General features: G+C 56.8%; 12 protein-coding genes and 3 pseudogenes. 11 read left to right on the plus strand and 4 right to left on the minus strand.

Annotation, left to right across the window (positions count from 1 at the left end; translation table 11 throughout):
- From Q1B15_RS00805 to Q1B15_RS00820, 4 genes and pseudogenes are all read left to right on the plus strand, one after another.
- The coding region (locus tag Q1B15_RS00805; protein ID WP_299748705.1) for an ABC transporter permease at positions 1 to 747 on the plus strand (747 nt) is incomplete at its 5' end.
- Positions 744 to 1,688: an ABC transporter permease gene (locus Q1B15_RS00810; protein WP_299748708.1), complete on the plus strand. Its 945-nt coding sequence runs from the start codon at positions 744 to 746 to the stop codon at positions 1,686 to 1,688. The genes Q1B15_RS00805 and Q1B15_RS00810, both read left to right, overlap by 4 nt.
- Positions 1,689 to 1,755: 67 nt before the next feature.
- Positions 1,756 to 1,872: pseudogene (locus Q1B15_RS00815) on the plus strand (IS6 family transposase); the annotation flags it as partial.
- A 197-nt stretch (positions 1,873 to 2,069) separates the two neighbouring features.
- A complete protein-coding gene (locus Q1B15_RS00820; RefSeq protein WP_299748711.1) occupies positions 2,070 to 3,704 on the plus strand; it encodes an MFS transporter in 1,635 nt (544 codons plus the stop codon).
- Positions 3,705 to 3,888: 184 nt separating this feature from the next.
- On the opposite strand, the gene Q1B15_RS00825 is transcribed toward Q1B15_RS00820, so the two are convergent.
- From Q1B15_RS00825 to Q1B15_RS00835, 3 genes and pseudogenes are all read right to left on the minus strand, one after another.
- Complete coding sequence (locus Q1B15_RS00825) at positions 3,889 to 4,173, minus strand: DUF6522 family protein (protein ID WP_299748714.1); 285 nt, start codon at positions 4,171 to 4,173, stop codon at positions 3,889 to 3,891.
- A pseudogene (locus Q1B15_RS00830) lies at positions 4,170 to 4,403 on the minus strand (hexameric tyrosine-coordinated heme protein). The gene Q1B15_RS00825 and the pseudogene Q1B15_RS00830 overlap by 4 nt, the downstream one beginning before the upstream one ends.
- Positions 4,404 to 4,438: 35 nt before the next feature.
- The gene (locus Q1B15_RS00835) at positions 4,439 to 5,206 is read right to left on the minus strand and encodes an IclR family transcriptional regulator (RefSeq protein WP_299748717.1); all 768 of its coding nucleotides are present in this window, start codon (positions 5,204 to 5,206) and stop codon (positions 4,439 to 4,441) included.
- A 116-nt stretch (positions 5,207 to 5,322) separates the two neighbouring features.
- Here Q1B15_RS00835 and Q1B15_RS00840 point away from each other — a divergent pair, with 116 nt between their 5' ends.
- The 5 genes and pseudogenes from Q1B15_RS00840 to Q1B15_RS00860 all read left to right on the plus strand — a co-directional run bounded on the left by Q1B15_RS00840 (position 5,323) and on the right by Q1B15_RS00860 (position 8,522).
- Positions 5,323 to 6,027 carry an SDR family oxidoreductase gene (locus Q1B15_RS00840; RefSeq protein WP_299748720.1) on the plus strand — a complete coding sequence of 235 codons (705 nt, stop codon included), beginning with the start codon at positions 5,323 to 5,325 and terminating at the stop codon, positions 6,025 to 6,027.
- A 17-nt stretch (positions 6,028 to 6,044) separates the two neighbouring features.
- Positions 6,045 to 6,575, plus strand: coding sequence for a 2,4'-dihydroxyacetophenone dioxygenase family protein (locus tag Q1B15_RS00845; protein ID WP_299748722.1), 531 nt, complete (start codon positions 6,045 to 6,047; stop codon positions 6,573 to 6,575).
- Positions 6,576 to 6,672: 97 nt separating this feature from the next.
- Positions 6,673 to 7,380 carry an SDR family oxidoreductase gene (locus Q1B15_RS00850; RefSeq protein WP_299748725.1) on the plus strand — a complete coding sequence of 236 codons (708 nt, stop codon included), beginning with the start codon at positions 6,673 to 6,675 and terminating at the stop codon, positions 7,378 to 7,380.
- A gap of 87 nt (positions 7,381 to 7,467) precedes the next feature.
- Positions 7,468 to 7,651 (plus strand): annotated as a pseudogene (locus Q1B15_RS00855) (IS6 family transposase); the annotation flags it as partial.
- Between the two features lie 163 nt (positions 7,652 to 7,814).
- Positions 7,815 to 8,522 (plus strand): L,D-transpeptidase, encoded by a 708-nt coding sequence (locus tag Q1B15_RS00860; RefSeq protein ID WP_299748728.1) that lies wholly within the window; start codon positions 7,815 to 7,817, stop codon positions 8,520 to 8,522.
- Positions 8,523 to 8,670: 148 nt separating this feature from the next.
- On the opposite strand, the gene Q1B15_RS00865 is transcribed toward Q1B15_RS00860, so the two are convergent.
- Positions 8,671 to 8,967: a hypothetical protein gene (locus tag Q1B15_RS00865; protein WP_299748730.1), complete on the minus strand. Its 297-nt coding sequence runs from the start codon at positions 8,965 to 8,967 to the stop codon at positions 8,671 to 8,673.
- A 592-nt stretch (positions 8,968 to 9,559) separates the two neighbouring features.
- On the opposite strand from Q1B15_RS00865, the gene Q1B15_RS00870 reads away from it, so the two are divergent.
- Together Q1B15_RS00870 and Q1B15_RS00875 are read left to right on the plus strand one after the other, a co-directional pair.
- Positions 9,560 to 10,729, plus strand: a complete 1,170-nt coding sequence (locus tag Q1B15_RS00870) for an efflux RND transporter periplasmic adaptor subunit (protein ID WP_299748733.1) — start codon at positions 9,560 to 9,562, stop codon at positions 10,727 to 10,729.
- Positions 10,729 to 11,604, plus strand: an 876-nt coding sequence (locus tag Q1B15_RS00875) for an ABC transporter permease (protein WP_299748736.1), incomplete at its 3' end; no start/stop codon positions are given. The genes Q1B15_RS00870 and Q1B15_RS00875, both read left to right, overlap by 1 nt.

Raw genomic sequence — 11,604 nt, forward strand, 5'->3', positions numbered from 1 at the left:
CTTGATCTTTCGCTTGGAGCGTTTGTTTCACTTACGGCGTGCATCACTGCGACTTGGTTGAACGACACACCGCTCCTAGGCGTATTGGCACTGGCGGCCTGCGTTGTTGCCTATGGCGCACTTGGGGCGTTGATCCATTTGCGAAACTTACCCTCGATTGTCGTAACGCTGGGCATGTCATTCGTTTGGACTGGCATCGCCGTTCTGATCTTACCAACCCCGGGTGGATCGGCCCCGGAGTGGATCCGCACGCTTATGACGCTGAAACCTTCACTTGTGCCCTTTCCGATTATCGCCTCCGTAGTGATTGCGCTGGTCGTTCACATCGGGCTTATGCGCTCGGCTGCCGGCACCGTGTTGCGCGGGGCGGGGGGCAATCCGAAATCGGTCGAACGCGCCGGGTGGTCGTTATTGCGCGTCAAAGTGACGATGTTTTCATTGGCGGGCCTGTTCGGTGTATTTTCCGGGATGGCGTTGGTTGGACTGACAACATCGGCGGACGCCAATATCGCGCTTCGATATACGTTGCTTTCTATCGCTGGGGGCATTCTGGGCGGCGGTGAGTTTGTCGGCGGGCGGGTGTCGCCAGTCGGAGCAGTTATAGGAGCTATCACGCTTGCACTTGCTGGTTCGTTTTTAAGCTTTCTGCGACTTAATCCAGATTGGCAGATCGGTGCACAAGGGGCCATTCTGATCCTGGTTTTGGCCTTGCGGCTTTTAGTCAGTTCGCGGGAGCGACGCATATGACTTGGGTGTCGCAACTTGTTCAAAAACCTTGGGTTTGGGCCTGGTTCGGCGCGGTTTCGATGTGGGTCATCATTACTGGCGTTTCCGGCTTTGGCGCTGGTGGGCAAGTGATGTCCGCCGCCGCGTCTTTTGGGACGTTCTTTGTCATTGTCGCGATCGGACAGATGTTTGTCATCACCCTTGGACCCGGCAATGTGGACCTATCGATACCGGCCTGTATGACCCTGTCTGCGACGCTTGCAATGAAGTTCATGAATGGCGATCCGGGCCTTCTGGTGCCAGGATTTCTGATCTCGCTTGGTGTTGGTCTGGCGATTGGAACAACCAATTTCCTGCTGATACTTTTTCTGCGTATCCCTCCAATCATTGCGACGCTTTCGGCATCCTTTCTGTATCAATCTACAGCCATCTGGTCGAACCGCGGTCTCCGCGTGAAGCCACCTGAAGTTCTTGGCGATTTCGCCGTGGCCAAAGTTGCGGGCGTGCCGATTTTGACGCTGGTGGTTCTGGTCGTGACAGTCGGTATGGCGTTTTTGCTGCATCGTACCCGTTTCGGTTTGTCGGTGCTGGCGGTGGGTCAGAACGAGAAAGCCGCAAAACTGGCGGGGATACGGGTCGAGCGGGTTCGTTTTCTGACCTATCTGATGTGCGCCGTGTTTGCTTCCGTGTGCGGATTTTTTCTGGCTGGTTTTTCTGGTGGGGCTGCCCTGAATATGGGCGAGCAATATCTGCTAATGTCCATTGCGGTAGTGGTCATTGGCGGCACATCGGTTGCTGGCGGTTATGCCAATCTGACAGGATTGTGGGGCGCGTCACTATTCATGTTCTTACTGGTTTCAATGCTGAACACGCTTGGGCTCTCGGCGGGATATCGTTTGATAGTTACCGGCGCGATTATCGTGGCAGTGATTGTGGTATCCGGGAGAAAGTTGGCCAGATAAGATCGGCCCGAGGATTGTCAGAGCAAACCCGTTTGAGGTCGATCGTGCGGGTTCGCAGCTTGATTGGATTACATAACGCTCACCATTTCGCTACGTCAAAACCAGTGCTGAGATTACCTGGCTGGCTGTGTGGCTCTACGTTCGATTTTCGCGTTCTCTTCGGAATGTAGCGGATCTTCTGCATGGGCATTGTCAGATTAGACTCATCTGCTACGGTTTGGGGGAGGAATTTCGGCGGCATTCGTGTCGCGCTGGTTGATGATCATCAAGAATACAAAGAAATTGTGCCCGAGCTTAAAGGCTCCGAGCAGTGGCAGAGCGATTAGATCCGTTTAATCTGACACTGCCGTCGCAGGCGTTGGTCATGGAAAGGAGCGTCTGTTGCCGCAAAGCACATCAACATTGACGCTCTTTCGCAACCAGACTTTCCGGATGCTGTGGATTGCGGCGCTTGCCTCAAATTTCGGGGGGCTTGTCCAAGCGGTAGGAGCGGCCTGGCTGATGACGTCGCTGACCCAGTCCCAAAGCATGGTGGCGCTTGTGCAGTCCTCAGTGACACTGCCGATCATGATATTCTCGCTCCTGGCAGGGGTTTTCGCCGACAATTTTGACCGCCGCAGGGTCATGCTGATCGCACAATCCTTCATGCTCTTGGTTTCGATCGTACTTGCCGTTCTGGCCTATGAGGGGCTTCTGTCACCCTGGCTGCTCTTGACGTTCACTTTTCTGATCGGTTGCGGCACGGCTTTGCACAACCCTTCTTGGCAGGCATCAATGGGCGATATCGTGTCGCGCGACGAACTTTCGGCAGCCGTCTCGCTAAATAGCATGGGCTTTAACCTGATGCGCAGCATCGGTCCCGCTGCAGGCGGCGCAATCGTGGCCATCTCAGGTGTCGCGGCAGCGTTTGTAGTGAATGCCTTCAGCTACTTTGGCATCATTGCCGCCCTTTGGTTCTGGCGGCCTGCCACTCCACAGCGCCGCCTGCCACGCGAACCCATGGGCAGTGCGTTTTCTGCTGGGCTTCGGTATGTTGCCATGTCGCCTAACCTGATGAAAGTGATCTTTCGTGGCTTTCTGTTTGGCCTATCGGCCATCGCGATCCTGGCGCTGTTGCCGCTGATCGTTCGGGAACTCTTACAGGGCGGGGCCTTCGTGTATGGCGTGCTACTGGGGTGTTTCGGGGCAGGGGCAGTGTGCGGCGCGCTGCTAAACGCTCGCTTACGGGCACGATTTCACAATGAACATATTACGCGCGCGGCGTTCCTTGCCTTTGCGGTCAGCAGCATGACACTGGGCCTAAGTCATCACTACATGTTCAGTGGAGCGGCATTGCTGTTTGCCGGCGCAAGCTGGGTGATGGCCCTTTCGTTGTTCAACGTTACGATCCAATTATCCACACCACGCTGGGTGGTCGGCAGAGCCCTCGCGCTGTACCAGACCGGCGTATTCGGTGGCATGGCGGGTGGAAGTTGGGCGTGGGGCGCCATGGCCGAAAATTTCGGCGTGGACCGGGCGATGTTCTCGGCCGCCGCCCTATTGATTGTTGGAGCAATGGTCGGCTTACGCGTCCCGCTCCCTGACTTCACAAACCTCAATCTCGACCCGCTCAACACCTTTAAAGAGCCATCTTTGCGTCTGGATCTTAAACAGCGGAGTGGCCCCATCATGATCATGGTCGACTATGAGATTGTCCAAAACGATGTGCCCGAATTCCTGGCCGCGATGAGTGAACGGCGACGCGTCAGAATTCGCGACGGGGCGCAGCAGTGGACGCTGCTGCGAGACCTGGAAAACCCTGATATCTGGACCGAGACCTATCATGTCCCCACCTGGGTTGAGTACATTCGCCACCATGAGCGACGAACCCAGGCCGATGCAGAGTCCTACGAGCGCCTCTTGAAGCTGCATCGTGGAAAAGTGCGCCCCAAAGTGCATCGCATGATCGAGCGCCAGGCGATCCGTCTCAAAGACAACACTCCGTTAAAGACCGAGAACTCCAAAGCGCCTGAGTGAAGATCTTTTCGCGGATTGTCAGATTAACCTCATCTGTTGGATTTTGGGAGGAGAATTCCGGCTGCTTTAGCGCCGCGTGATCGAGAATCATCAAGAAAATATGGAAATTATGTCCTAGCTTAGACGTTCAGGGCGGCGGCAGAACGCATAGACCCGCTTAGCCTGACACCGCCGACAGCACCATTCACATTGCTTGTCGTTTTGTTCCATTGCGTTGGCGCGGTGCGTCGAACTGGGCGCGACTGAGGATTTGGTTGGTGTTGTCGACAGTCAGGCGAAAGGCACGGTTGCTGTGGAAGAAGGTCAATCGCCAGACCCCCTCATCCTCGCCCACGCCCTTCGCGCACCGCGAGGAGATCACATTGGGCCGCATGAGGCCCTGGATCACCAAAGCGGCCACTCCTAAGGCTTCCGCGATGATCTCTGCGTCTACGACGAAGCCATCATTGCCATTTTCGATCGTTGTCACCTCGCATCTTTCCAAAAGCAATTGGCTGCGGCCACGGTCGCGAAATGCGTGGCAACCACCTGACTGACGGAGATCAGTGCCTCAGCATCTTCGGCATAGGCCGAGCGCAGGCGATCGCGGGCGTCCGGATCCGGTTAGGTCGGTTTGATTGCCATGCGTGAGAGCTTTACGGCGAGGTCATATCCTTCCTCGGGGGCTTCCGTGATCAGGGTCGGTAGCCAGGTCGGCATGTCCTTATCCTGTCGTCTTTCGGTGTCAGGGAAGGTTAAACCGCGCCAATATACCCCATTCGCTTTGAGATTGCAGCGACCGCCTCCAGCAACGGAGCGCTGTATCGGCGCGCATCATCCAGGCGAAACAGCGGGACTGAAACGCTAACGCTGGCGACCGGGTTGTCAACGGAATCGCAAATAGCTGCACCAAAACAAACAATACCAATCTCGTTTTCCTGATCGTCGCATACATAGCCGTCCTGATCTGCTTGTCGCACGATCGCCCGCAGTGTTTCGCGATCCGTTGTCGTAAATTGAGTGAATGCGGGCAGATTGATCCGACTGATCAGATCATTGGCTTTTGCTACCGACATCGCGCTGAGGAATCCCTTGCCAACAGCAGTCGAGTGAAATGCAACACGCGTTCCAATCGTCGATGCCATCCGAACAGCCTCCTGGCTTTCGATTTTATCAATATAGACAAGTTCATCTCCGGTTCGGATCGCCAGATGAACGGTCTCACCTGTCGCTTCTCGCAGGCGCTTTAGAAAGGGTTCAGCTACTTTGCGAACATCATTTTGCGCCAGAGCCGTTCGTGCCAGGCTGACCACACGCCCACCAATACGATAGCGGTTCTCAGCGGTGGCTTCGATCAGTCCTTCCGCCGCAAGCGAGGCGATGATCCGGTAAAGAGTTGGTCGCGTCAGCCCGCACTGCTTCATAAGGCTAGCGCGGCTCACGGCGTCTTCGGCATCAGCGATTAGCTGCAGGACGCTAATGCTGCGCGCAAAGCTTTGGGCTCCCTGAACTGAAGTTGACATTTACCAGACGTCCTTACGGTCTTGGCAATTGACAGTGCCGTCATCGCCATGCAAACATTTCACTAAATGGTCAATAGTCCATAATATGGACAAATTCAAGCAGAGAAAGTCACCGCATGGTCATGACGTTTTCTCCGACAGTTCTGGTGACAGGGGCGACAAGCGGTATCGGCCAGGCAATTGCCCGAGGCTTTGCAGACGCTGGCCATGTGGTTCTGGCCGTTGGCTTGGGTGCAATCCCAAAGGCTGAGGGAAACCTCATTTATTCCGCCCTGGACGTGCAAGATGGCCCTGCAGTAACCGCGCTAGTTGCGCCGCTCAAGGGGCTTTGCGTTGTCGTCAATGCAGCGGGCACAATTAGGCGTGAGGCCGAGCATGATCCTGATGTGTTCCAGCAGGTCATCGACATCAATCTAAACGGCACAATGCGGGTCTGTGCCGCTGCGCGGGACGCCTTGGCGGCGAACAAGGGGACGATTATCAACATCGCCTCGATGCTCAGCTACTTCGGCGGCGGTTTGGTTCCAGCATACTCAGCCTCGAAGGGCGGCATCTCTCAGCTGACAAAATCATTGGCCATCGCATATGCACCGGATGGAATTCGGGTCAACGCACTGGCGCCCGGATGGATCGCGACACCGCTAACTGATGCCCTGCGCAATGACCCTATGCGCTCAGACGTCATTCTCGGACGCACACCTATGGCCCGTTGGGGCACGCCCGAAGACCTGATCGGTCCGGCGTGTTTTCTTGCAAGTCCCGCCGCCGCATTCGTGACCGGAACCATACTCAACGTCGATGGCGGATACGCCGCAATGTGAATCAAAAGGATCTTCGAATGCCAGTAGCAGAAGTTGATGAAAACCCCCGCGTTCCTTATCAATTGCCAATGCCGCCTGATGCATTGCCCGAAATCGTGGTGGCCGACGCGCTCTCCGCCAACGATGACCGCATGTGGGTGCAACAGGCCGAGCATGTGTTCTTTCGCCCGTTGTGTCTGAATGTCTCGCAGGGCTATTGGATGAATTTGCTGAAGGTGACGAAGTCGGGCGTACTGTCACGCCACCGTCATCCCAACGCGGTGCACGGTTTCGTTCTGAAGGGCCACTGGCACTACCTTGAGCACGACTGGGTCGCCGAGGAAGGTAGCTATGTCTTCGAGCCTCCGGGCGAGACACACACGCTGGTCGTGCCCGACGATGTCGACGAAATGATAACCTACTTTCAGGTGAACGGGGTGATGTACTACGTTGATCCCTATGGCAAACATCTGGGTTACGAAGACGTCTTTACCAAGATCGATATGTGCCGTGCGCATTTCGAGAAGGTTGGTCTGGGAGCCGACTATGTGAAGAAATTCATTCGATAGGACAGAAACGTCAATCACAAGGTAATGACATCTAAAGGATTCAACGAGGCCTACAGAACGCAAGCCATCTGGATTCAAATCACGAAAGGAATTCCACATGAATATATCTGGCAAGAGAGCCGTCGTCTTTGGCGGTACATCGGGCATTGGCCTTGCTACCACACAGATGCTGGCCGCTGGCGGGGCAATGGTCACAGCAATTAGCCGCAATCCTTCCAAAGCCGGGCCATTGCCCGCAAATGTGATGACCCAATCCTGCGATGTACTTGACGGAGCAGCTGTCGAGGCTTTGCTGAACAATCTCGGTCCGATAGATATTCTTGTGAGTGCCGCAACGGGTGGCGGGCGTGCAATCGGTCCGTTTCTCGAAATGGACATGGACGGCTTCAAGAGTTCCTTCGACAAACTTTGGGGTTACGCCAACGTCGTCAGATATGGCGCCGGACATGTGACAGACGGCGGTTCCATCACGCTCGTTTCCGGTGCACCTGCGCGGAACTGTCGACCGGGGCAGATTGCTCTTTCCTCTGTCGGCAACGCGGTCGAAGCGATGGTGCGCGCGGTGGCTCGTGAGGTGGCGCCTCGCATCCGTATCAACGTGGTTTCTCCCGGCACGATTGATACGCCTATGGTGCCTGTGCAAGGTGCTGAACGTGAAGCGCTTTATGACAAGATGACCCAAGACAACCTGATCCCGCGCGCCGGCACTGCAAACGAAGTGGCAGAGGGAATTCTGTTTGTGATCAAGAACGGTTTTGTCACCGGAACGACGGTGGATGTGGATGGGGGATGGCTTCTCGGTTGAGTTCAGCGCTCCCTCCCAAGCATGGATTAGGTGGTGTCAGAGGAAACTGTTATGAGCCGGGCAGGGCGGCGACCCGAGCTTCTCGGGATGACAAAACGCAGCCCTTTTCGCAATTTCAAGACGAACCCCGAGATCGTACGACTGGCTGTGATGCTGCACGCACGCTTCCCGCTTTCGCTTCGGAATGTCGAAGACCCGCTGCCTGAGCGCGGGATCGAGTATCAGCCACGAGACGGTTCGGTTTTGGTGGAACAGATTTGGGCCGATGTTCGTTTTATCGCGAGGGGCCGAAAGTATATATGCAACTATGCCCAACAGGCCGTTTGCGTTGAACGAAAGTGTGATTGGACCGCTCAGAGGATTTTGGTGCAACATGCCGGCGCATTGTGACGTATCGGCTGTTTTTGTCACCGCTGTTTTGGGAGATTCTTGCCATGCTAACCCGGCGCCATTTTGTTGCCACAACCGCTGCGCTCTTCTCGTCGCCAATTGCGGGTGCCGCGTTTGGTGAACCGACTGATTTGGGTTCCTATCAGGCGCCGATCGTGGCAGCCCCTGTGTCGCCGCCGTCAATGTGGGCCAAATGGGACGCCCAGGTGACGCCGGTGAACTATGATCCGGCCACGTCGAACCCTTGGGGCCTCGACAAGCGATTTCTACCAGCACGCGTTGACGCCAATGACGGACTGACCCCCGGTGACATTCACGTCGATGCCGTTGCACGCTATCTTTATCACATCCAGAATGATGGCACCGCGCTGAGGTTCGGCGTCGCCATCGCCCGGGGAAATTTATACGAACCGGGAACCTATACGATCAGGCGCAAAACAAAGTGGCCAACTTGGCGGCCAACCGAAGACATGATCCTCCGCGATCCCGGCGCTTACGCTCAATTCGAGAATGGTGTGGATGGCGGCCCTAATAATCCACTCGGTTCTCGGGCCTTTTATCTTTTCGTGGGAAACCGCGACACGTACCTTCGTATTCACGGTACCCCGCAACCTCGCTCGATCGGCGGGCGCGCGAGTTCCGGCTGTGTAAGGATGGTGATGGCGCATATCATAGGGCTTTACGGCCAGGTATCGCCCGGCGCGACGGCCTTTCTGTACCCACCTGAAGGCTCAGTCAGCGCGAAAAGCTGACTGGATTGCGCAGTTTTGGAAGCTTGCGCTCCGTGCGGCGAGGGCAAGTATGCGGGTGTTCGTGCGTGCCGGATATTGTTGCGACGACGTTCGATCACTGACTGAGGCCGCCAGATCGGGGCAGTACAATCGTTTAGATTAATGAAGTCTAGCTGGTTGCGATCGGTTCTGATCGCGGCCGGGTGCAAATTTTGTTGCCGCGGACGGTTATGAGCGGAAGCATGGTTGTTTCAACCGGTCCGACATGCTGATACCAGTAACATCCATCCTCCGGCAGAAGACGGACAGCTTCAAGATCCTGATAGGGGGCAGCCATTGCGATAACGGCTTCGGGTAGGTCGTCAATGAAGCCTGTGTTCGCACCGCCAGTTCCGTTTATGCCCGAAGCATTGCACGCACTGAGCACGAAAATTGACGAATTTGCTACAATGTTGCGGACCTTCATAATTGCCGTTCCTAACTATTTATCTAATTGGAGATGGTTCCATCCAGCATTGGCACCATCTGCTTGCGTCCGCATTTGCATCTGGTACCAAAACTCTGGTTGTTAGACAAATGCCGTAATCGCGTGGTGCTGCGCGGGACTATTTTCAAGCGCATTTGAAGCAGCCCTATCTCAGGCCAGACTTAGGATCGCCCGCCTCAAGTGTTTTTGAGATTGTTGCTCGCGTCCACAAGACTGCGCGCAGAATCTTCTATATCGGTAAAGAAACTATCTGTTTCAGTGCTTTATAGGCTTGAAATACCGCGCTACGCTTAGGGGCCTTGACCTTCTGGTGACTGGAACCCCTATCTCGAAGTGAGCTATAGATAGGGGAGAATTCATGAGTGACCATTTGCCTGGCCGGCGCGCGCGCCGACGAACAGGCCGCCTATGTCGGCCCAATGCACCCTGAAGTGTGGCAAGAAGGCCGGGCGCCTCGTATTGATTTATGTCAGCGCGAGGAAAGCGGATGCGGGTATTGTGACCGAGTGGGGGTCCGATCTGAGCTTGGCGGCAATCTCATTCCGGTTGTAACTCAGGAAGGTGGCCCTTTTTGACCAAGTCTGAACAATTAACTGCCCGGCAAAACCTGACCGTGGCACAGTCCACGGAACCCGCCCGCGCGTCGCGTGTCCCAGCCCTGCGCCCTGCAATGCAACCCTCTGTCCCCAAACTGCGTTTATGGCTCTGGGGCATCCTCGGAATCTCCGGTCTAGCGCTAGCCTTCGTCGCGTCTTCGCAACTTTGGATGGCGCGAGCCCCGGCAGTCTCAGTCGAGATTGCCGCATTCTCCCCCATCACGCGGGTTCTCGCTGTCAATGGCCGGATCGCAGCAGTTTCCTCGGTTGAACTTCGCGCAGCCGGGACCGGCAGGCTAATCGCGCTTCCCGTGGTTGAGGGTGATTTGGTCGAGGCGGATCAGATATTGGCCCAGGTCGATGCGAAGGCACAGAATGCCGCTGTTCGCCAGGCCATGGCTGGCCTTGATGCTGCCCTTGTTGCTCAGCAACAGGCGCTGGCAACCTATGAGCGCGATGCGGCTCTCGGTGCGAATGTCGCAAAGACCGTGCTGGAGAGCGATACTCGTGCTGTTCAATCGGCCGCACAGGACGTGGCTCGTATGAGCGCCGCCCTCGATCAGGCGCAGGCCTTGCTGGAGAGCTACACCATACGCGCCCCGATTCTCGGCAGCATCCTAGCGCTCGACGCCGAGGTCGGACAACTCGTCGGGCCCTCCACTCCGCTGCTGACGCTGGCTGATCTAAGCGAATTGGTGGTCGAAGCGGATGTGGACGAAGCCTATGCCACTCAAATCGTCCGCAACCAGCCCGCCGTCTTGCAACTGGCGGGCGATATCGGCACTCGTGAGGGGCATGTCACCTTCGTCTCGGCCCGCGTGGACGAAGCTACGGGCGGTCTCGCCATCAAGATAGCTTTTCACGCGCCCGTTACGGCCCCCATCGGCTTGACAGTTGCGACGAATATCATCGTCGATCAGCGCAGTGCGGCGCTGACCGTTCCACGCACCGCCATGCTGACGAACACGGGCGAGCTTGGGGTTCTTGTGGTCACAGATGGCTTGGCACAGTTCCAGCCTCTTACAGTCCTGGATTGGCCCGCCGCGCGCTTGATCGTGACCGCAGGTCTGACCGAGGGCGACGTGGTGATCGCGGATGCGACTGGGATCGCGGCCGGGCAAGCCGTCCTGGTGGACCAGCCCTGATGCTTTACGCGCTCAAGATAGCGGCCCGGTACCTGACGGCGAACAAGGCGCAGACAACGCTTCTGGTGGTGGGCGTCGCGGTGGGTGTTTTCATTTTCATCTTCATGTCCGCCCTGATCGGGGGACTTGCCGAATTCATTATGCTGCGCACCGTGGGCGACATCTCGCATATCACCATCGAGGCCGAGACCGAAGATCCCGCTCTGCTGATATCGCCTGAGGGTCATGTGCTCGTCGTGACCGAACGAGGCCGTACGCGAACAGCGACTTTGGCCGAGGCAGCCACGTGGCTGCCTCTGATCGAGGCCGTACCGGGGGTCCGCGCCGTCTCGCCGCAGATCAGCGGCGCGGGGTTCCTGACTCGTGGGGCCCAAGTCAGGCAGGTCAGCGTGACGGGGGTGGAGCCGGGGCGCGAGTCCATGATCCTGGATCTGAGTGGCTATATAGGCGAAGGCTCGGCGCGGCTGAGCTCGGGACTGATTGTGCTTGGCCGCGATCTAGCAGACGATCTGGCCTTGTCGCTCGGTCAGACACTGCGGGTACAAAGCTCGAATGGTGTCACGTCGGCCCTGACGCTGAGCGGAATCTTCGAGACGGGTAACGCTGTAATGGATAGCGCACGTGCCTTCGTCAGCCTCTCTACCGCACGCACGCTCTTTGCCATTCCTCAAGGCGTGACTCGGATCGAAATAAAGCTCAATGACCTGAACGCTGCCGACGCCACGGCCCTTCGGATCCGAGCGTTGACGGGACTTGATGCTGTCCCCTGGACGGATGGAGCCGAACAGCTGATGGAGGCCTTGGATGCGCAGGCGCAGACCGGGTATTTCCTGAAAACCTTCGCGCTCATTACCATAGTGATAGGCGTTGCCTCG

The organism is uncultured Boseongicola sp. (assembly GCF_937988555.1).
GTDB lineage: Bacteria > Pseudomonadota > Alphaproteobacteria > Rhodobacterales > Rhodobacteraceae > Boseongicola.